Source organism: Mycobacterium sp. NGS18 (assembly GCF_059813185.1).
Genome location: NZ_JCALEC010000003.1, coordinates 355,025 through 375,625, shown reverse-complemented (window position 1 = coordinate 375,625; position 20,601 = coordinate 355,025). Strand labels below are relative to the sequence as shown.

20 protein-coding genes are annotated in these 20,601 nt (G+C 69.3%); 16 read left to right on the top strand and 4 right to left on the bottom strand.

The window, feature by feature from the left end:
* The first annotated feature begins 8 nt into the window (after positions 1 to 8).
* Positions 9 to 653, top strand: a complete 645-nt coding sequence (gene hpt / locus AC5Y31_RS08230; protein ID WP_109470771.1) for a hypoxanthine phosphoribosyltransferase — start codon at positions 9 to 11, stop codon at positions 651 to 653.
* Positions 654 to 732: 79 nt separating this feature from the next.
* On the opposite strand, the gene AC5Y31_RS08225 is transcribed toward hpt, so the two are convergent.
* Positions 733 to 1,476 carry an SIMPL domain-containing protein gene (locus AC5Y31_RS08225; protein WP_499979537.1) on the bottom strand — a complete coding sequence of 248 codons (744 nt, stop codon included), beginning with the start codon at positions 1,474 to 1,476 and terminating at the stop codon, positions 733 to 735.
* 61 nt (positions 1,477 to 1,537) lie between these two features.
* On the opposite strand from AC5Y31_RS08225, the gene AC5Y31_RS08220 reads away from it, so the two are divergent.
* Complete coding sequence (locus AC5Y31_RS08220; protein WP_499979535.1) at positions 1,538 to 2,392, top strand: SCO6745 family protein; 855 nt, start codon at positions 1,538 to 1,540, stop codon at positions 2,390 to 2,392.
* A gap of 6 nt (positions 2,393 to 2,398) precedes the next feature.
* On the opposite strand, the gene AC5Y31_RS08215 is transcribed toward AC5Y31_RS08220, so the two are convergent.
* The 3 genes from AC5Y31_RS08215 to AC5Y31_RS08205 are packed head-to-tail and all read right to left on the bottom strand — an operon-like array spanning position 2,399 to position 5,570.
* Entirely contained in the window at positions 2,399 to 3,415 is a 1,017-nt protein-coding gene (locus AC5Y31_RS08215) for a zinc-binding dehydrogenase (RefSeq protein WP_301633105.1), read from the bottom strand.
* Complete coding sequence (locus tag AC5Y31_RS08210; RefSeq protein WP_499979533.1) at positions 3,415 to 4,611, bottom strand: LLM class flavin-dependent oxidoreductase; 1,197 nt, start codon at positions 4,609 to 4,611, stop codon at positions 3,415 to 3,417. The genes AC5Y31_RS08215 and AC5Y31_RS08210 overlap by 1 nt, the downstream gene beginning before the upstream one ends.
* Positions 4,608 to 5,570, bottom strand: coding sequence for an alpha/beta fold hydrolase (locus AC5Y31_RS08205; RefSeq protein WP_499979531.1), 963 nt, complete (start codon positions 5,568 to 5,570; stop codon positions 4,608 to 4,610). The genes AC5Y31_RS08210 and AC5Y31_RS08205 overlap by 4 nt, the downstream gene beginning before the upstream one ends.
* A 193-nt stretch (positions 5,571 to 5,763) precedes the next feature.
* Between AC5Y31_RS08205 and ftsH the strand changes: the two genes are divergently transcribed.
* The 14 genes from ftsH to clpC1 all read left to right on the top strand — a co-directional run bounded on the left by ftsH (position 5,764) and on the right by clpC1 (position 20,554).
* Positions 5,764 to 8,127, top strand: a complete 2,364-nt coding sequence (gene ftsH, locus AC5Y31_RS08200) for an ATP-dependent zinc metalloprotease FtsH (RefSeq protein ID WP_301633110.1) — start codon at positions 5,764 to 5,766, stop codon at positions 8,125 to 8,127.
* Between the two features lie 16 nt (positions 8,128 to 8,143).
* Entirely contained in the window at positions 8,144 to 8,722 is a 579-nt protein-coding gene (gene folE, locus AC5Y31_RS08195; protein WP_065024714.1) for a GTP cyclohydrolase I FolE, read from the top strand.
* A complete protein-coding gene (folP, locus tag AC5Y31_RS08190; RefSeq protein ID WP_301633113.1) occupies positions 8,719 to 9,567 on the top strand; it encodes a dihydropteroate synthase in 849 nt (282 codons plus the stop codon). The genes folE and folP overlap by 4 nt, the downstream gene beginning before the upstream one ends.
* A complete protein-coding gene (gene folB / locus AC5Y31_RS08185; RefSeq protein WP_301633115.1) occupies positions 9,560 to 9,949 on the top strand; it encodes a dihydroneopterin aldolase in 390 nt (129 codons plus the stop codon). The genes folP and folB overlap by 8 nt, the downstream gene beginning before the upstream one ends.
* Entirely contained in the window at positions 9,946 to 10,494 is a 549-nt protein-coding gene (folK, locus tag AC5Y31_RS08180) for a 2-amino-4-hydroxy-6-hydroxymethyldihydropteridine diphosphokinase (protein WP_301633117.1), read from the top strand. Before folB ends, folK begins: the two co-directional genes overlap by 4 nt.
* Positions 10,494 to 10,979, top strand: a complete 486-nt coding sequence (locus AC5Y31_RS08175; protein ID WP_499979529.1) for a DUF3180 domain-containing protein — start codon at positions 10,494 to 10,496, stop codon at positions 10,977 to 10,979. The genes folK and AC5Y31_RS08175 overlap by 1 nt, the downstream gene beginning before the upstream one ends.
* Positions 10,980 to 11,081: 102 nt before the next feature.
* Positions 11,082 to 12,575 carry a DUF6779 domain-containing protein gene (locus AC5Y31_RS08170; protein WP_499979528.1) on the top strand — a complete coding sequence of 498 codons (1,494 nt, stop codon included), beginning with the start codon at positions 11,082 to 11,084 and terminating at the stop codon, positions 12,573 to 12,575.
* A gap of 124 nt (positions 12,576 to 12,699) precedes the next feature.
* A complete protein-coding gene (locus tag AC5Y31_RS08165) occupies positions 12,700 to 13,593 on the top strand; it encodes a Rossmann-like and DUF2520 domain-containing protein (protein WP_065024720.1) in 894 nt (297 codons plus the stop codon).
* Positions 13,590 to 14,531 carry a pantoate--beta-alanine ligase gene (panC, locus tag AC5Y31_RS08160; protein WP_499979527.1) on the top strand — a complete coding sequence of 314 codons (942 nt, stop codon included), beginning with the start codon at positions 13,590 to 13,592 and terminating at the stop codon, positions 14,529 to 14,531. The genes AC5Y31_RS08165 and panC overlap by 4 nt, the downstream gene beginning before the upstream one ends.
* A complete protein-coding gene (gene panD, locus AC5Y31_RS08155; protein WP_064856067.1) occupies positions 14,531 to 14,947 on the top strand; it encodes an aspartate 1-decarboxylase in 417 nt (138 codons plus the stop codon). The genes panC and panD overlap by 1 nt, the downstream gene beginning before the upstream one ends.
* 2 nt (positions 14,948 to 14,949) lie before the next feature.
* Entirely contained in the window at positions 14,950 to 15,759 is an 810-nt protein-coding gene (locus AC5Y31_RS08150) for a type III pantothenate kinase (RefSeq protein WP_301633128.1), read from the top strand.
* A 30-nt stretch (positions 15,760 to 15,789) separates the two neighbouring features.
* On the top strand, positions 15,790 to 17,316 hold the full coding sequence (lysS, locus tag AC5Y31_RS08145; RefSeq protein WP_499979525.1) for a lysine--tRNA ligase: 1,527 nt from the start codon (positions 15,790 to 15,792) through the stop codon (positions 17,314 to 17,316).
* Between the two features lie 116 nt (positions 17,317 to 17,432).
* The gene (gene lsr2, locus AC5Y31_RS08140; protein ID WP_064856070.1) at positions 17,433 to 17,768 is read left to right on the top strand and encodes a histone-like nucleoid-structuring protein Lsr2; all 336 of its coding nucleotides are present in this window, start codon (positions 17,433 to 17,435) and stop codon (positions 17,766 to 17,768) included.
* A gap of 266 nt (positions 17,769 to 18,034) precedes the next feature.
* Positions 18,035 to 20,554 carry an ATP-dependent protease ATP-binding subunit ClpC gene (gene clpC1, locus AC5Y31_RS08135; protein WP_065024724.1) on the top strand — a complete coding sequence of 840 codons (2,520 nt, stop codon included), beginning with the start codon at positions 18,035 to 18,037 and terminating at the stop codon, positions 20,552 to 20,554.
* Positions 20,555 to 20,601 lie beyond the last annotated feature (47 nt).

Sequence of the window (20,601 nt, the reverse complement as noted above, 5' to 3'; positions counted from 1 at the left end):
GTGATTTTGTGCGGTGGAAGTTGGTTGTCGAACATCGCGCATGGCACGCTGTGCTGGTGGCTGCGTTCTCGCCGGGAGAGACACCCGAGTCATACGCCGGTGACATCAAATCGGTACTGCTGACCGAAGAGCAGATCCGGGCACGCACCGCCGAGCTCGGTGCACAGATCGCCGCCGACTACGCGGAGGGGCGCGACCGCGCCGAGAGCGGGGACCTACTGCTGATCACCGTGCTCAAGGGTGCGGTGCTGTTCGTCACCGACCTGGCCCGGGCGATCCCGCTGCCCACCCAGTTCGAGTTCATGGCGGTCAGCTCCTACGGGTCATCCACGTCGTCGTCGGGAGTGGTGCGCATCCTCAAGGACCTCGACCGTGACATCAGCGACCGCGACGTGCTGATCGTCGAGGACGTGGTCGACTCCGGACTGACCCTGTCGTGGCTGCTGCGCAACCTGGCCGCCCGGCGGCCCCGGTCGCTGCGCGTGTGCACACTGCTGCGCAAACCCGACGCGGCGCGCGCCGCCGTCGACATCGCCTACGTGGGCTTCGACATCCCGAACGACTTCGTGGTCGGCTACGGCCTGGACTACATCGAGCGCTACCGCGACCTGCCCTACATCGGCACCTTGGACCCGCGGATCTACCAGAGCTGAACGCGCTCAGAAGGGCGGCGGGTCGCGCGGTTTTCTCCGACACGCGGCGGGCTCACGTCCCGCAGCGGTGACAGCGGGGTCAGTCCAGCTCCCACACTGCGGTCACCGAGAAGCTCACCGTCTGCTGGCCGGGCTCCATGGGGGGAGCGGCCATCGCGCGCGGCATCGGCATCCCGACCGGCGACGGCGGCGGCGTGCCATCGGCCACCTCGGAGATCGAGAGCACCCGGCCCAGGCGCAACCCGGACAAGTGCGCGTACTGCTCGGCGCGGTCCTTGGCGTCATGGAAGGCGCGCTCGCGGGCGTCGCGCACCAGCTGCGAATCGTCCTCGATGGAGTAGCTGACCCCATTGATCCGGGTGGCGTCCCCGCCGGCCCGCACGATCACGGCCAGCACCTGGGAGGCGGAATCGCGTTCGACCTTGACCCGGATCGTGTTGCTGGCGCGGTAGCCGGTGATGTTCGCCGACCCGCCCGGCTCGGCGTTGCCGTACTGCGGCTGCAGGCTCACCTGGGTGGTACTGATGTCCTTGCGGTCCACCCCGGCGTCCACCAGTGCGTCGATCACCGCCTGCTGGCGCTCACTGGTCTGGTTCATCGCGTTGGTGACATCGCCGGCGACGAACTCGATACCCGCCTCGGTGGTCAACGTGTCCGGAATGCCCTGTACCTCACCGGATCCCACGACGGTCACCTGCCGGGCCTGGTCCGCGCCGACGACACCCGGCGCGGAGTCGCAGCCGGCCGTCGCGACGCCTACCAGGCCGGCCAAAGCCAGCATCGTCGACCAGCGGAGAACCTTCCGGGCGCTGCGTGTCGGCATGAGTGGCACCCTAGCGGAGTCGATCGCAAGTCTGCGCCAAAGGATGCGGCACACTGAACCGATGACCGCCGCTCCCGCGAGAGCACTGGCCAAGGCCATCGAGGCCTTCGCCGGGCAGGTGTACTTCGCCCCGGAGTGTCACCGCGGCTACGCGGCACTGGGTTTTCGGCCCAGCCCCGCAACGTCCGGTGGCGTGGAGATGCCGGACGGGCCGGCCTATTTCTGCAGCCGCGGCTCGGCGCTGGGGCAGGCACCCGGTGCGGTGATCGCCGCGACATTCGCGGTGTTCAACCCGGCGGTGGTGGTGCCCGCCGTCGACTATGGCTGGACGCTGACCGACGCGACGACCATCCGGGCGGCCCGCACCGACGGCTCGGTGGCCCAGCTACGGCGGGTCCTTGGTGAGTCCCCAGCGGGTCTCGATCGCGCGGTGGAGCTGCTGTGCCGCGCTGCGGACGGACTCTCGTTGGCCGGTAAGCCATTATTCGCCGGGCTCGTCGCCGACGGACTGGCAGGCGATCCGCTCACCGATGCCTGGCAGCTGGCCGATCAGCTGCGCGAATACCGCGGCGACGCGCACGTGAACGCTTGGACAGCAGAGGGATTCGACGGAGTCGAGATCGGCCTGATTACCGAGCTCTACCGCGGTTTTCCGCCGCGCACCTACGTCCGATCCAGGGCCTGGTCCGCTGACGAACTCAGCGCCGGCGAGGAGCGGCTGGCGCAGCGGGGCCTGGCGCGCGACGGCGCACTCACCGACGCCGGGCGCGCGGCTCGCGAGTCGGTCGAGACGGCCACCGATGCGGCGTGCGCCCGGATCGTCGCCCGCCTCGGCGACGACTTGGGTGAGCTGGTCGCACTCGTCGGCGGGTGGTCGAAGCGGCTGTGTGCGGCCGGCGCCTTTCCCAGGGGATGACCGGCCCTAAGGTGTGACCAGGATCTTGCAGTGCCGGTCGGGGTCGGCCAGATCATCGAACGCCGCCCCGACGCCGTCGAGTTCGACTTCGCCGGTGATCAGCGGCGCCACGTCGATCCGCCCCTCGGCGATGGCCTGCAGCGACGCGGCGAATTCCGCGGGCTCGTAGGCCAGCACGAACTGCACGCTGATCTCCTTGGCGATCCCGAAGAACGGGTGCACGGTGTCGGGCTGCATGCACACCCCGGCGACCACCAGCCTGCTGCCGGCCGGCGCGCGGCGCAGCACGTCGTCGATCATGCCCGGCACACCGACCGCCTCGAAGATCACCTTCGGCTTGACCGTGTCGAACGGCGACCCCTCGGCCGGGTCGATGCAGCGATGCGCCCCCATCACGCTCGCGAGTTCACGTCGGGTGCGCGAATAATCCGCGGCCACGATGTCTTCCACGCCACCGGCGCGCAGGGCGGCAATGATCGCCATCCCGATCGGGCCGCAGCCCAGCACCAGCGCCGTCTCGCCGGGGGCGATACCGGACTTGTTGACCGCGTGCAGTCCCACCGCCATCGGTTCGGTCAGCGCGGCGTGTCGTGGATCCAGGCCGTTGGGAATCCGCAGCAGCAGCGGAGCCGACAACAACATCTTCTCGGCGTAGCCGCCCATGGTGGTGTTGGAGTACACGATGGGTTCAATGCCTTTGGCGGCCAACAGGACCGGAATAGAGGTGACCGGCGTGTCGACGGGGAAGGTATCGGTGCCGGGTCCGGCCTGCAACACCCGCGCGCTGAACTCATGGCCCATGAAGACATCGGCACCCAGGTCGACGGCGGTGTCGGCGGCCGGGATGCCGCTCATCGACCTCGTCGTGGCCAGCACCGCCTCGCCGTGTGTGGCGAAGTGCAAATCGGAACCGCAGATCCCGCAGGCGGTCACCTCGACCAGCACTTGGCCCGGGCCGGGCGTGGGTTCGGCAACGTCGTCCCGGTAGACCATGCGGCCGTCGCGCAGCACCGCCGCACGCATCAACGCGGTCCGGTTCCGTCCGTGTGCTCGGCGGCGTGCTCCACCACAGCGTTCTTGATCGCCTCGCCGGCTCGGCCGAACAAGGTGTCGCGCATGCCCTTGGCCCATTCGTGCGACGCCCGAGGGGCGGTGAGTTGGCCCTTGAAGTGCGGAATCACCTTGCGGGCCAACAGCTCGTAGCTGTGATAGGTGGCCTCCGGAGACGCCCAGTCGTGACCCAGGAACAGCAGGGTGCCGAACCCGCCGGAGCGGTCCAGCAGGTCGGTGATGTGTTCGATCGCGTCATCGGGGGTGCCGATGCAGCAGCTTCCGGCGGCGGCGTAGGCCTCGACGAACTCCCGCGGCGACTGCGATTCGCCCGCGACGGAGCTGGCCAGCGGGACGAACCCGGCCGCGCCGAAGTAGTCCGCAAAATCCTGCAGGCCGTAGGTGCAGTCGTCCAGTGCCTGCTCGCGGGTGTCGGCGACGTGCATGATGCTCAGCACCCGCCAGTCGGCCCGGTCCGGCTCGTCGCGGCCGGCCTTTGCGGCCTGCTCGCGCACCACCTCCCAGGCGCTCTCGATCGCGGCGAAGCCCCCCGGGATCGACATCGACAGCGACAGCAGTGAGGTGCCCAGCGCACCGGCCAGCCGCGGACCGGACGGGGAAACCATTGCTGCGCAGGAGACCTCCGGGTAGGGCCAGGTATAGGGCCGGATGTGCAGCGCGGCGTCGCGCAACGTGAACCAGTCCGAGTGCCGGGTGACCAGTTCGCCGGGTTCGGCACGGAACAGCGCCAGGATCGCCTCCAGGGACTCCTGCATCATCCGGCGCTGCTCGACGGGATCGATACCCATCATGTAGGCGTCGGTGGGCAGCGCGCCCGGTCCGGCGCCGAACATCACCCGGCCGCGGGTCAGATGATCCAGCATCACCCAGCGATCGGCCACCATCAGCGGGTGGTGGTAGGGCAGCGAGACCACGCCGGTACCGAGCCGGATGTGCTTGGTGCGTTCGGCGGCCGCCGCGATGAACACCTCCGGGCAGGCGATTAGCTCGTAGCCACCTGAGTGGTGCTCGCCGAACCAGGCTTCGTCGAAGCCCAGCCGGTCCAGGGCGACTACCCGCTCCAGGTCGTATTCCAGTGCGACCGTAGGTGATTGCCCCAGCGCGTGAAAGGGGGTGATGAAAACCCCGAAGCGCAGCGGCGGGCTCACAGCTGCACCCCACCCAAGAACTCCAGCAGCTCCGCGTTGACCTCGCCGGGCCGTTCCTGCTGCAGCCAGTGGCCGGCGCCGTCGATCATCACCTCCCGGTAGGGGCCGCTCACCAGTTCGGTGGCCCGGTCGCGCCGGGTGAAAGCCAGCACCGGGTCGGCGGTGCCGGCGATGAACAATGCGGGGACGTCGATGGTGGCCGACGGCGGATTCGCCATGATCTCCCAATTGCGGTCGAGGTTGCGGTACCAGTTCAGTCCGCCGGTGAAACCGGTGTGGGTGAACTCGGCGATGTAGTGGTCCAGCTCTTCGGTGCTGATCCAGTCCGGTAAGGCAGCCGGCTCGGGCAGCCGCTCGATGAAGCCCATCGGCCCGGGAGCGGCCATCCGCGCCGCCGCGTCGGCGTCGGGGGGACGCAGCCCGCCCATCATCCGGCGCATAGTGCGCGCCGGGTCGGAGTCCAGTTCCGCGTCGGCGACACCGGGTTGCTGGAAGTAGAGCATGTAGAAGAAGTGCTCCCCGAAGATGCTGCGGAAGGCGGCCGTCGGCGGAACCTGGGGACGGGGCACCGGCGGGACGCTGAGGCCGACCACACCCGAGACCCGTTCTGGGTGCAGCTGCGCGGCGCTCCACACCACCGGAGCGCCCCAGTCGTGACCGACCCAGACCGCTCGGTCGGCCCCGATGTCGTCGAGCAGACCGACCAGGTCCCCGGTCAAGGCGGCCACGTCGTAGGCCGCGATGTCATCCGGCCGCGACGAACCGCCGTAACCGCGCTGATCGGGGGCCAGCACATGGAAGCCCGCGTCGGCCAGCGCCGGAATCTGGTGTCGCCAGGAGTAGGCCAGCTCCGGGAAACCATGCGCCAGCAACACCACCGGGGCGCCGCGCTCGCCGGCCTCGGTGACCCGCAGGGTCACGCCGTTGGTGTCGACAAGGCGCTGGGTTGTACCGACCACGGTCTCACCAAAGCACACCCGGACTCCGGCGGAGAAGGGATTGCCCGGTCTGGACCCGACGCAGGAACCCGACCTGATAGTGGCAAACTGCTGCGCTCGGCTCCGCCGAGCTGGCAATTGCCGCGGAACGGTAGCCTGAACATGCCCAGCTGCATGTACTGGAAGGATTTGGGCCGAGTTCGGCCAATGTCTGATGAATCGCAAAAACGTGATCCGAACCATCACCGCGATCGCAGTGGTGCTGCTGCTCGGTTGGTCGTTCTTCTATTTCAGTGACGACACCCGCGGATACAAGCCGGTCGACACCTCGCTCGCGGTCGCCCAGATCCACAGCGGCAACGTCAAAAGCGCGCAGATCGACGACCGTGAGCAGCAGCTGAGGCTGGTCCTGAAGAACCCGCTGGACAGCGCCGATGTGTCCGACACCGACGGGAAGCCCGCCAAATCCGGCAAGGCCGAGAAGGTCGACAAGCTGATCGCCAAATACCCGACCGGGTACGCGGTGCCGCTTTATACCGCGCTGACCAAGAAGAAAGCGGAGATCAACACCGTCGTCAACCAGGGCAGCATGCTTGGCTCACTGCTGATCTATATGTTGCCGATGCTGCTGCTGATCGGGCTGTTCGTGATGTTCTCCCGGATGCAGGGCGGCGCCCGGATGGGCTTTGGCATGGGCAAGTCGCGGGCCAAGCAGCTCGGCAAGGACATGCCCAAGACCACCTTCGCCGACGTCGCCGGCGTCGACGAGGCGGTCGAGGAGCTCTACGAGATCAAGGACTTCCTGCAGAACCCGTCGCGCTACCAGGCGCTGGGCGCCAAGATCCCCAAGGGCGTGCTGCTCTACGGCCCGCCCGGCACCGGCAAGACACTGCTGGCGCGCGCGGTGGCCGGTGAGGCGGGCGTGCCGTTCTTCACCATCTCCGGCTCGGACTTCGTGGAGATGTTCGTCGGGGTGGGCGCATCCCGGGTGCGTGACCTGTTCGAGCAGGCCAAGCAGAACAATCCGTGCATCATCTTCGTCGACGAGATCGACGCCGTCGGCCGCCAGCGCGGCGCCGGGATGGGCGGCGGGCACGACGAACGCGAGCAGACCCTCAACCAGTTGCTGGTGGAGATGGACGGCTTCGGGGAACGCGCCGGGGTCATCTTGATCGCGGCCACCAACCGGCCCGACATCCTCGACCCGGCCCTGCTGCGCCCCGGCCGCTTCGACCGGCAGATACCGGTCAGCAACCCCGACATCGCCGGCCGGCGCGCGGTGCTGCGGGTGCATTCGGCCGGCAAGCCGATCGGTCCCGACGCCGACCTGGACGGGCTGGCCAAGCGCACCGTCGGCATGTCCGGTGCCGACCTGGCCAACGTGATCAACGAGGCCGCGCTGCTGACCGCGCGGGAGAACGGCACCGTCATCACCGGCGCGGCACTGGAGGAGGCGGTGGACCGGGTGATCGGCGGTCCGCGCCGCAAGAGCCGCATCATCAGCGAGCACGAGAAGAAGATCACCGCCTACCACGAGGGCGGCCACACCCTGGCGGCGTGGGCGATGCCCGACATCGACCCGGTCTACAAGGTCACCATCTTGGCCCGCGGCCGCACCGGCGGGCACGCGGTGGCGGTGCCCGAGGAGGACAAGGGACTGCGCACCCGCTCGGAGATGATCGCCCAGCTGGTCTTCGCCATGGGCGGGCGCGCCGCCGAGGAACTGGTGTTCCGCGAGCCGACCACCGGCGCGGTCTCCGACATCGAGAAGGCCACCGCGGTCGCGCGGGCCATGGTCACCGAGTACGGCATGAGCGCCAAGCTTGGCGCGGTGCGCTACGGCAGCGAACACGGCGACCCGTTCTTGGGCCGCACCATGGGCACCCAGCCCGACTACTCCCACGAGGTGGCCCGCGACATCGACGACGAGGTGCGCAAGCTCATCGAGGCGGCCCACACTGAGGCCTGGGAAATTCTCACCGAGTACCGCGACGTGCTCGACACCCTGGCCGGGGAGCTGCTGGAGAAGGAGACGCTGCACCGCGCCGACCTGGAGAAGATCTTCGGCGACGTCGGCAAGCGGCCCCGGCTGACCATGTTCGACGACTTCGGCGGGCGGGTCCCGTCCGACAAGCCGCCGATCAAGACTCCCGGCGAGCTGGCCATCGAGCGCGGCGAGCCGTGGCCGCAGCCGATCCCGGAGCCGGCGTTCAAGGCCGCTATCGCCCAGGCCTCGCGGGAGGCGGCTCGGTCTTCTGAAGCCGCCGGTCGCCCGCCCAGTGGCAGCAACGGCTCGCCCGCCGGCGACGCCGCGGCGGGCACCCAGCCCGACTACGGCGCCCCGGCGGGCTGGCATGCGCCGGGCTGGCCACCGCCCGCGCAGCAGCAGGGGCAGCAGGGCGGGTACTGGTACCCGCCTCAGCAGTGGCCGCAGCAGGGTTACCCGCCCGCCCAGCACTACCCGCCCTATCAGCCGTATCCCGCAGCCCCGCCGCCACCGCCGGGACCGCCCGGCGAGGGCGACGGCCACCAGCGTGGCGCCGAGAAGAACCGGTCTGAACCGCCGTCCGGCGACTGAGAAAGTGGGATCGGCGATGGCTTCGACAGTCTTCGATCAGGCGCGCGCCGAGGCGGCGGTGCGTGAACTGCTGTATGCGGTGGGGGAAGATCCGGACCGCCCGGGTCTGCTCGACACCCCGGCGCGGGTGGCTCGGGCCTACCAGGAGATGTTCGCCGGGCTCTACACCGACCCGGACACGGTGCTGGAGACCACCTTCGACGAGCAGCACGACGAACTGGTGCTGGTCAAGGAGATCCCGCTGTACTCGACCTGCGAGCACCATCTGGTCTCGTTCCACGGCGTCGCCCACGTCGGCTACATCCCGGGCGACGACGGCCGGATCACCGGCCTGTCCAAGCTGGCGCGGGTCGTCGACCTCTACGCCAAGCGGCCCCAGGTGCAGGAACGGTTGACCGGTCAGGTCGCCGACGCCCTGATGCGCAAACTCGACCCGCGCGGCGTCATCGTGGTGGTGGAGGCCGAGCACCTGTGCATGGCGATGCGGGGTGTGCGCAAGCCCGGCGCGATCACCACGACGTCGGCGGTGCGCGGCCAGTTCAAGTCCGACAGCGCGTCGCGCGCCGAAGCCCTGGAACTCATCCGGCGGAGGTGAGCCCCACACGCGCCCAGGTCGTCGGGGTGGTCAACGTCACCGCCGACTCGTTCTCCGATGGCGGGCGCTATCTGGACGCCGGTCGCGCCGTCGAGCATGGCTTGGCGCTGGCAGCCCAGGGCGCGGCGATCATCGACGTCGGCGGTGAATCGACCCGACCCGGCGCGGTGCGTGCCGATCCGCGCGCGGAAGCGCAACGGGTTATTCCGGTAGTGAAAGAACTTGCCGCCCAGGGCATCACCGTCAGCATCGACACGATGAACGCCGCGGTGGCGGAAGCCGCGCTGGACTGCGGTGCCAGGATCGTCAACGACGTTTCCGGGGGGCGCGCCGATCCGGCGATGGCGTCGCTGCTGGCCTCCTCGGGCGCCCGGTGGGTGCTGATGCATTGGCGCCCGGTCGATCCCGGACACCCGCATCGCGTACCGGACTACCGCGACGTCGTCGCCGAGGTCCGCAAGGACCTACTCGCCTCCGTTGACGCCGCGGTGGCCGCCGGCGTGGATCCGGCAAAGCTGATCGTCGATCCGGGACTGGGCTTCGCCAAAACGGCGCAACACAATTGGGCTCTGCTGAACGGCCTGCCGCAGCTGGTCGATGCCGGCCTACCGGTGCTCGTCGGGGCGTCACGCAAGCGGTTCCTCGGTACGCTGCTGTCCGGGGCCGATGGCGCGCCGCGGCCGCCCGACGAGCGGGAGACGGCCACCGCGGTGATCTCGGCGCTGGCCGCCCTGCACGGCGCCTGGGGCGTACGGGTGCACGACGTGCGGGGCTCTGTCGACGCGCTTAGGGTCGTCGAAGCCTGGACTGCAGCCCGGGGCCAAGGAGGCACAAGCGATGACTGATCGAATCGAATTGCGGGGTCTGAAGGTTCGCGGCAACCACGGCGTGTTCGCCCACGAGCGGGCCGACGGTCAGGATTTCATCGTCGACATCACGCTGTGGATGGACCTGTCCGCCGCGGCCGCCAGCGACGCCCTGGCCGACACCTACGACTACGGGGTGCTGGCCCGGCGGGCCGCGGACATCATCACCGGCCCGGCCCGCGATCTCATCGAGACCGTGGCCGCCGAGATCGCCGAAGAGGTCATGGCCGATACCCGGGTGCAGGCCGTCGAGGTGACGCTGCACAAACCGCACGCCCCGATCCCGCTAACCTTCGCCGACGTCGCGGTGGTGGCGCGGCGCTCCCGGCGCGACCGGCGCGGGACGGTGGTGCCGGCGTGACGCGCGCTGTCTTGTCTATCGGGTCCAACCTCGGTGATCGGTTGGCCCGGCTGCAGTCGACCCTCGACGGGTTCGGCGCGGCGGTGCGCGCGGTGTCGGGGGTGTATGAGACCGAACCGTGGGGCGTCCTGGACCAGGGCCGCTTCCTCAACGCGGTGCTGATCGTGGAAGATCCGGCGATCGATGAACACGGCTGGCTGCGCCGGGCGCACGAACTCGAAGACGCCGCCGACCGGGTACGCGGCGAACGGTGGGGGCCGCGCACCCTGGACGTGGACGTGATCAGCTGCCACGACACCCAGGCCGGCGCATCGACCGAGCTGATCTCCCGCGACCAGGGGCTGACCCTGCCGCACCCGCTGGCCCATCTGCGGGCCTTCGTCATGATCCCGTGGCTGGAGGTCGAACCGGAGGCGCAGCTGACGGTGGCCGGCCGGCGCTGCGCGGTGACCGACCTGCTCGAGCAACTGGACCCCGCCGACCGCGACGGGTTGCGGCGGACCGATCTGGTGCTGCAGCGGCGCGACGTGCCTGGAGACGGCTGATGGGCCCGACCCGTAAACGAGACGTGGCCGCGGCCGCCGCGGCTGCCGCCGTCCTCAGCTACCTGGCGGTGCAGCTGTTGTACCGCTGGTTCCCGCCGATCACGGTGTGGACCGGGATATCGCTGCTGGTGGCGGCGATCGCCGAGGCGGCCTGGGGCCGCTACGTCCGCGCCAAGATCGATGACGGCCAGATCGGCGTCGGGTCCGGGTGGCTGCATCCGCTGGCGGTGGCCCGCACCGTGGTGGTCGCCAAGGCCTCGGCCTGGATGGGGGCGCTGGTGCTGGGCTTCTGGCTGGGCGTGCTGGGCTACCTGCTGCCGCACCGGTCCACCCTGCACGTCGCCGCCGAGGACACCGCCGGCGCTGTGGTCGCCGCGGCCAGCGCGCTGGCTTTGCTCGTCGCCGCGCTGTGGCTGCAGAACTGCTGCAAGTCTCCGCAGGATCCCGGCCAGTCCGGGCAACTGACCGGAAACCAACCCGGCTGAGAATCGCCGGAGCGGGGCGACACGCCAAGTGACCTCGTCCAGGTACAGTCGGGCAATGCCGGCCGGCAACGATGAGCGAAGCGACGAGGTGGAGCGGCGCAGATGAATTCGGTCCTGTCCCGCGCCCCAAGTCGGCGTGGTGCTCGCAGGCCCGGCTGGACGTTGATGACGGCGTTGCTGATCCTTGCGATCGCGGCCAGTTCGGCACTGGTGTTCACCAGCCGGGTGGAGCTGTTGAAGCTCGCCGTCATCGTGGCGCTGTGGGCTGCGGTCGCCGCCGCGTTCGTCTCGGTGATCTACCGGCGGCAAAGCGATGTGGACCAGGCTCGGGCCCGCGACCTGAAGCTGGTCTACGACCTGCAACTGGACCGGGAGATCTCAGCGCGCCGTGAATACGAGCTGACCGTGGAGTCGCAGCTGCGCCGCGAGCTGGCCTCCGAGCTGCGGGCTCAGGCCGCCGACGAGGTCGCCGGGTTGCGCAGCGAGCTGGCCGCGCTACGAACCAATCTGGAGATCCTCTTCGACGCCGACCTGAGTCACCGGCCGGCGTTGGAGCCCGACCGCACCACAGTTCGGGCCTATAGCGACTGGGCGCGCTCGGGCGGCGAATCCGGCCCGACCCGGGTCACACCGGCCGCCGCGTCGTTCTACCCCGAGGACTCGGTCAGCCAAACCGCCGAGAACCCCATCATCGATGTTCCCGAGGTGCGGATACCGACCGGCGGAATCCCGATGCCTCAGCCGCAGACGCCGCAGGCGGCCCAGGCGCCCCAGGCGCCGGCCGCCGAGACCCCCTACCGGGGTTCGCACCGCCGGGCCGCCGAAGAACCGCCGCGCCGGGCCGTGGAAGAGCCGCCGCGCCGGGCCGCGGAAGAGCCGCCGCGCCGGGCCGCGGAAGAGCCGCTGCGCCGGGCCGCGGAAGAGCCGCCGCGCCGGGCCGCGGAAGAAGTCCAGCAACCCGCGGGTCGTTGGGGGCAACCGCCGCAGCCGTTCGTCCCGCCCGAGCCCCGCAGGGAGTCCGAGTCCCGCCGCGAGCCCGAACCGCCGCCCGCTCCGACGGCGCCGCCGCCACCCTGGGTCGCGCCGGCGGCATCGGCTCCCACCTGGAAACCGGTTGGCGCCGAGGGCGAATGGCTTCCGCCGGGCACGCCGGGCAGCAACTGGGCCGCAGAAACCCCAGAAACCCCGGCAACCCCAGCTACTCCCGCGGACTCCGGCCGGCACGGTGTCACCGAGCCCAGGCATGCCGGCGAACCGGCGCCGGAGCGCAGCGCCGAGGCGCCGTCCCGCCACGGTCGCCACGCCGAACCCGGGGAGCCGGCCGGCGGTCCGGTGAACGGTGCCGACGCAGCCGCACCCCGTGACGGTGAGGGACGCCGGCGGGCGCGCTCCCGGCACGCGGCGGACGCGCCCGGCAGCCCTGCCCAGCCGGTGCCGGCGGAGCCCGCCAGCGCCCCCGCGGCCCGGCATTCCGCCGGCGCCGAGCCGGGAGCCGAGGCCGACCCGACCACCGGCGGACAGTCGGTGGCCGAACTGCTGGCGCGGCTGCAGGCCACCCCCAGCGAGGGCCGCCGGCGCCGCCGTCGCGAGGAGTAACACCCGCGCCTGCGACGAACGTCACTCCCCGGGCCGTGGCCGAGCGGGATAGACTCTGCCCGACCGTCCGGTACCCGCAGCGCGGGACTGGAACGAACCAAGAGAACTTGCGAGGTCGTCTGCGATGGTGCAGTTCGACGGACTGCGGCCCGCCCGACTCAAGGTAGGCGTCATCTCGGCGGGCCGGGTCGGCACCGCCCTGGGTGTCGCCCTGGAGCGGGCCGACCACGTCGTGGTGGCGTGCAGCGCCATCTCCGAAGAGTCGCGCCAGCGCGCCCAACGGCGGCTGCCCGACTCCCTGGTGCGGCCGGCCCACGATGTCGCCGGCGACGCGGAATTACTGCTGCTGTCGGTTCCCGACACCGAACTGGCCGGCATCGTGTCCGGCCTGGCCGCCACCGGCACGGTGCGGGCCGGGACGATCGTCGTGCACACCTCCGGTGCCACCGGGATCGGCGTGCTGGCGCCGCTGACCGAGCAGGGCTGTCTGCCGCTGGCGATCCACCCCGCGATGACGTTCACCGGTGCGGACTCCGACATCGACCGGCTGACGGAGAGTTGCTTCGGCATCACCGCCGGCGACGAAATCGGCTATGCCATCGCCGAGGCGCTGACCCTGGAGATCGGCGCCGAGCCGTTCCGGGTCGACGAAACCGCGCGCACCCTCTACCACGCTGCGCTGTGTCACGGCGGCAACCACGTGGTCACCGTGATCGACGACGCCCTGGCAGCATTGCGGGCCGCACTGCCCGGTGGCCTGGGGATCAACGACCCCGACGGCGTCGCCGAGCGGGTGCTCGGGCCGCTGGTGCGGGCCGCACTGGCCAACACCCTGCTCGACGGGCGGGCCGCGTTGACCGGGCCGGTGGCCCGGGGCGACTCGGCCACCCTGGCCCGGCACCTGCAAGCGCTGGCCGACGTGGATCCCGATCTGGCCGAGGCCTACCGCACCAACGCGTTGCGCACGGCGCACTGCGCGGACGCCGCCGACGACGTGTTGACGGTGCTGGCCCGGTGAGGCCGAACGCGCCCAGCTTCACCCCCGGTGGGCTCAACGTGTACTCGCGGCCCGACGAGATCGCCCGCGTCACCCGGGCGCTGCGCTCGACCGGCCGCAGGGTGATGCTGGTGCCGACGATGGGGGCGCTGCACGACGGCCATCTGGCGCTGGTGCGTGCCGCACGCAAGGTGCCCGGCTCGGTGGTGGTGGTGTCGATCTTCGTCAACCCGCTTCAGTTCGGCGCCGGCGAGGACCTCGACGCCTATCCGCGCACCCTCGAAGACGACCTGGCGCTGCTGCGCGGCGAAGGTGTCGAGTTGGCCTTCACCCCGGCCGCCGGTGCGATGTATCCCGACGGTCCGCGCACCGCGGTGCACCCGGGTCCGCTGGGGGCCGAGCTCGAAGGCGCCGCCCGCCCCACACACTTCGCCGGCATGCTCACCGTGGTGGGCAAGCTGCTGTCGATCGTGCGACCCGACCGGGTGTTCTTCGGCGAGAAGGACTATCAACAGCTGGTGCTGGTGCGGCAGATGGTCGCCGACCTCAACCTGGACGTGACCGTGGTGGGCGTGCCGACAGCGCGCGAACCCGACGGCCTGGCGATGTCGTCGCGCAACCGTTACCTCGACCCGGTGCAGCGCGAAGCCGCGGCGGCCTTGTCGGCGGCGCTGGCCGCCGCTGAGCACGCCGCGTCGGCGGGGGCGGCCGCGGCGCTCGATGCCGCTACCGCGGTGCTGTCCGCGGTGCCGGGGGTCGACGTCGACTACGTGCAGGTGCGCGGTGTCGATCTCGGTCCGGTCCCCGACGAAGGGCCGGCGCGGCTGCTGATCGCCGCCCGTGTCGGTACCACCCGATTGATCGACAACGCCGCCATAACGCTCGGACTTTCCACCACCGCCGCCTCGGCGTCGGTCGGTTCGGATGGATATCCCGCCGCACAAAACCGGAGGAATTGATGTTTCGGACGATGCTCAAGTCGAAGATCCACCGTGCCACGGTGACCCACGCCGACCTGCACTATGTCGGCTCGGTGACCATCGACGCCGATCTGATGGAGGCCGCCGACCTGCTCGAGGGCGAGCAGGTGACGATCGTCGACATCGACAACGGCGCCCGACTGGTCACCTACGCCATTACCGGGAAGCGCGGCACCGGTGTCATCGGAATCAACGGTGCCGCAGCGCATCTGGTGCATCCCGGTGACCTGGTGATCCTGATCGCCTACGGCACCATGGACGACGCCGAGGCGCGCCGCTACCAGCCGCGGATCGTGTTCGTCGACTCCGACAACAAGCAGGTCGACCTCGGCAACGACCCGGCCTTCGTTCCGGATGACGTAGCCGACCTGCTTTCGCCCAGAAGCGTGGGGTAGCCGTGCTGCTGGCTATCGACGTCCGTAATACCCACACCGTCATCGGTCTGATCGCCGGGTCGGGTGAGCACGGAAACGTCGTGCAGCAGTGGCGGATTCGCACCGAAGCGGAGATCACCGCCGACGAACTGGCCCTGACCCTGGACGGCCTGATCGGTGACGACGGCGAACAGCTCACCGGCGCTGCGGCGTTGTCCACCGTGCCGTCGGTGCTGCACGAAGTGCGGCTGATGCTCGACCAGTACTGGCCTTCGGTTCCCTCGGTGCTGATCGAGCCGGGCGTCCGCACCGGGATCCCGCTGCTCGTCGACAACCCCAAGGAAGTCGGCGCCGACCGGATCGTCAACTGCCTGGCCGCTTTCCACAAGTTCAACACGGCGGCGATCGTCGTCGACTTCGGTTCGTCGATCTGCGTCGACGTCGTCTCGGCCAAGGGGGAGTTCCTGGGCGGCGCCATCGCACCGGGTGTCCAGATCTCCTCGGATGCCGCCGCGGCCCGCTCGGCGGGGCTGCGCCGGGTGGAGCTCACCCGCCCGCGCTCGGTGATCGGCAAGAACACCGTCGAATGCATGCAGGCCGGTGCGGTGTTCGGTTTCGCGGGACTGGTCGACGGGCTGGTGCGCCGGGTGCGCGACGATACGCCCGGTCTGGCCGACGCCACCGTGGTGGCCACCGGGCACACCGCGCCGCTGTTGCTCGCCGATCTGGAAACGGTTGGCCACTACGACGCCAACCTCACCCTGGACGGGCTGCGATTGGTCTTCGAACGCAACCGGGACAGTCAACGGGGCAGGCTGCGGCCGGCGCGCTGAGCTTTTGCCGGTTGATTAAGCTGGCACGTCGTGAGCTCCGCCGATACCCCAGACACGTCGCCGCAACAGGATCCCGACCTCCCCGAGCAGTTCCGGATCCGCCGCGACAAACGGGCGCGGTTGCTGGAGCAGGGCCGGGACCCGTACCCGGTCGCGGTGGATCGCACCCACACGCTCGCCGAGATCCGGGCCGCCTACCCCGAGCTTGCCGCCGACACCACCACCGGCGATGTCGTCGGCGTTGCCGGCCGGGTGGTGTTCGCCCGCAACTCCGGCAAGCTGTGCTTCGCCACCCTGCAGGAGGGCGACGGAACGCAACTGCAGGTGATGATCAGCCTGGCCAGCGTCGGCGAACAGGAGTTGGAGGCGTGGAAGGCCGACGTCGACCTCGGCGACATCGTCTACGTGCGCGGTGAGGTGATCAGCTCCCGCCGCGGCGAACTGTCGGTGCTGGCGGACGCCTGGCAGATGGCGTCCAAGTCGTTGCGGCCGCTGCCGGTCGCGCACAAGGAGATGAGCGAGGAATCCCGCGTTCGGCAGCGCTACGTCGACCTGATCGTCCGCCCGGAGGCGCGCACCGTGGCCCGCCAGCGGATCCTGGTGATTCGGGCCATCCGCTCCGCGCTGGAGCGCCGCGGATTCCTCGAAGTCGAAACACCGATGTTGCAGACGTTGGCCGGTGGGGCGGCCGCCCGGCCGTTCGTCACCCATTCGAACGCGCTCGACGCCGACCTTTACCTGCGAATCGCACCCGAACTGTTCCTGAAACGGTGCGTTGTCGGCGGCTTCGACCGGGTCTTCGAACTGAATCGGGTGTTCCGGAACGAAGGCGCCGATTCCACCCATTCGCCCGAGTTCTCGATGTTGGAGACCTACCAGGCCTATGGCACCTACGACGACTCGGCCGTGGCTACCCGGGAGATTATTCAAGACGTCGCCGACGAGGTGATCGGCACTCGTCAACTGCCGTTGCCCGATGGCAGCATCTACGACATTGACGGCGAATGGGCGACGGTTGAAATGTATCCGTCACTGTCCGAAGCGATCGGTGAGGAGATCACTCCGGCGACCCCCGTCGATCGGTTATGGGCCGTCGCCGACGAGCGGGGAGTCGAAATTCCCCGAGACCGTGGTTATGGGCACGGCAAGCTGGTCGAAGAGTTGTGGGAACACGCGGTGGGCAATGCCCTGAGCGCACCCACCTTCGTCCGGGATTTCCCGGTGGAGACGACGCCGCTGACCCGCCAGCATCGCAGTATCGACGGTGTCACCGAGAAGTGGGACCTGTACATGCGCGGCGTCGAGCTGGCCACCGGTTACTCCGAGCTCATCGACCCGGTGGTGCAGCGCGAACGCTTTGCCGCCCAAGCGCGTGCCGCGGCGGCCGGCGACGACGAGGCGATGCCGCTCGACGAGGACTTCCTGGCGGCGATGGAACACGCGATGCCGCCGTGCACGGGCACCGGAATGGGTATCGACCGCCTGCTGATGGTCTTGACGGGTCTGTCAATTCGCGAGACTGTTTTGTTCCCGATTGTTCGGCGTCACGGCAACTGATCGGCCCGCTCGCCGGTTGTGTTGAAGCAGGCGTATTTTTATGGCACATTGGTCCGCGAGGTCGAATGCGGCTTTGCGCACAGTTTGCACGCTGAAAGCTAACCGAGGGGCTACCAATGGCGAAAAAAGTGACCGTCACCTTGATCGATGATTTCGATGGTGAGGGTGCCGCCGACGAAACGGTCGAATTCGGGCTGGACGGGGTCACCTATGAGATCGACCTTTCAAGCAAGAATGCCTCGAAACTGCGCGCGGAGTTGAAGAAGTGGGCCGACGCGGGCCGTCGGGTCGGTGGGCGCCGGCGGGGACGGTCCGGGGGCGGCCGCCGCGGAACGATCGACCGTGAACAGAGCGCCGCCATCCGCGAATGGGCCCGCCGCAACGGCCACAACGTGTCGACCCGCGGCCGTATCCCGGCCGATATCATCGACGCATTTCACGCTGCCACCTGACCCGGCGGTTTAGCGAGGCTCGACGAACCGGGCTTTTCGCTCCTGGCGAACCGGGTGCCCCATCGGAACGCATTCCGGGGCCCCAGCGTTGCTCTCTTGCATCAGGTGCTGGGCCTTCTGGGTCTGCCACCGCATGTTGTCGATTCAGTACGCAGCGCCCGGCAGGTCACAGCGCGCCCGGCCGCCCACTACAGTGGACGGCAGGTACGCGAGGCCGAGCCGAGGCCGACCAAGTACCGATGGTGAGGGAGAGCAGGTAGCCGCCGATGTTCGAAAGATTTACCGACCGGGCCCGCAGGGTTGTCGTCCTCGCGCAGGAAGAGGCGCGGATGCTCAACCACAACTACATCGGGACTGAGCACATCCTGCTTGGCCTGATCCACGAGGGCGAAGGCGTGGCCGCCAAGTCGCTGGAGTCGCTGGGCATCTCCCTGGAGGGCGTGCGCAGCCAGGTCGAAGAGATCATCGGCCAGGGCCAGCAGGCGCCGTCCGGGCACATCCCCTTCACCCCGCGCGCCAAGAAGGTGCTCGAGTTGAGCCTGCGTGAGGCGCTGCAGCTCGGCCACAACTACATCGGCACCGAGCACATTCTGCTCGGCCTGATCCGGGAGGGCGAGGGCGTCGCCGCCCAGGTGCTGGTCAAGCTGGGCGCCGACCTGACCCGGGTGCGCCAGCAGGTCATCCAGCTGCTGAGCGGCTACCAGGGCAAGGAGACCGCCGAGGCCGGCACGGGCGGCAGGGGCGGGGAGTCCGGCTCGCCGTCCACCTCTTTGGTGCTCGACCAGTTCGGCCGCAACCTCACCGCCGCGGCCATGGAGGGCAAGCTCGACCCGGTGATCGGCCGGGAGAAGGAAATCGAGCGGGTCATGCAGGTGCTGTCGCGGCGCACCAAGAACAACCCGGTGCTGATCGGCGAGCCCGGGGTCGGCAAGACGGCCGTCGTGGAGGGGCTGGCGCAGGCGATCGTGGCCGGCGAGGTCCCCGAGACACTGAAGGACAAGCAGCTCTACACCCTGGACCTGGGTTCGCTGGTCGCTGGCAGCCGGTACCGCGGTGACTTCGAGGAGCGCCTGAAGAAGGTCCTCAAGGAGATCAACACCCGCGGCGACATCATCTTGTTCATCGACGAGCTGCACACCCTGGTCGGGGCGGGCGCGGCCGAGGGCGCCATCGACGCGGCCTCGATCCTCAAGCCCAAGCTGGCCCGCGGCGAACTGCAGACGATCGGCGCCACCACCCTCGACGAGTACCGCAAGTACATCGAGAAGGACGCCGCACTGGAGCGCCGGTTCCAGCCGGTGCAGGTCGGTGAGCCCACCGTCGAGCACACCATCGAGATCCTCAAGGGCCTGCGGGACCGCTACGAGGCTCACCACCGGGTCTCGATCTCCGACTCGGCCATCGTGGCGGCAGCCACCCTGGCCGACCGCTACATCAACGACCGGTTCCTGCCCGACAAGGCGATCGACCTGATCGACGAGGCCGGTGCCCGGATGCGGATCCGCCGGATGACCGCGCCGCCGGACCTGCGCGAGTTCGACGAGAAGATCGCCGACGCTCGCCGGGAGAAGGAGTCTGCGATCGACGCGCAGGACTTCGAGAAGGCCGCCAGCCTGCGGGACCGGGAGAAGCAACTCGTCGCGCAGCGCGCCGAGCGCGAGAAGCAGTGGCGCTCCGGCGATTTGGACGTGGTCGCGGAAGTCGACGACGAGCAGATCGCCGAGGTGCTGGGCAACTGGACCGGTATCCCGGTGTTCAAGCTGACCGAGGCCGAGACCACCCGCCTGCTGCGGATGGAAGACGAGCTGCACAAGCGGATCATCGGCCAGAACGACGCCGTCAACGCGGTCTCCAAGGCCATCCGCCGCACCCGGGCCGGGCTGAAGGACCCGAAGCGGCCGTCTGGCTCGTTCATCTTCGCCGGCCCGTCCGGGGTCGGTAAGACCGAGCTGTCCAAGGCGCTGGCGGAGTTCCTGTTCGGCGACGACGACGCGCTCATCCAGATCGATATGGGCGAGTTCCACGACCGGTTCACCGCGTCGCGGCTGTTCGGTGCTCCTCCGGGTTACGTCGGCTACGAGGAGGGCGGCCAGCTGACCGAGAAGGTGCGACGCAAGCCGTTCTCGGTGGTGCTGTTCGACGAGATCGAGAAGGCGCACCAGGAGATCTACAACAGCCTGTTGCAGGTGCTCGAGGACGGCCGCCTCACCGACGGTCAGGGTCGCACGGTCGACTTCAAGAACTGCGTGCTGATCTTCACCTCCAACCTGGGCACCTCCGACATCTCCAAGGCGGTCGGGCTGGGCTTCACCCAGGGCGGCGGGGAGAACAACTACGAGCGGATGAAGCTCAAGGTCAACGACGAGCTCAAGAAGCACTTCCGGCCGGAGTTCCTCAACCGCATCGACGACATCATCGTCTTCCACCAGCTCAGCAGGGAAGAGATCATCCAGATGGTCGACCTGTTGATCGGACGGGTGGCCAAGCAGCTGCGGGCCAAGGACATGGACATCGCGCTGAGCGACAAGGCCAAGTCCTTGCTGGCCAAGCGTGGCTTCGACCCGGTGCTGGGTGCGCGTCCGCTGCGGCGGACCATCCAGCGCGAGATCGAGGACCAGCTCTCCGAAAAGATCCTGTTCGAGGAGGTCGGCCCCGGCCAGCTGGTCACCGTCGACGTCGACAACTGGGACGGCGAGGGTCCCACCGAGGGCGCGGTGTTCACCTTCGTCGGCAGCCAGAAGCCGGCCGAGGCGGACCTCGCTCAGGCAGGCGCGCCGGCCGAATAGCCGCCGAGCAGACGCGAAAGCCCCCTTTTCCGTGAGGAATTGGGGGC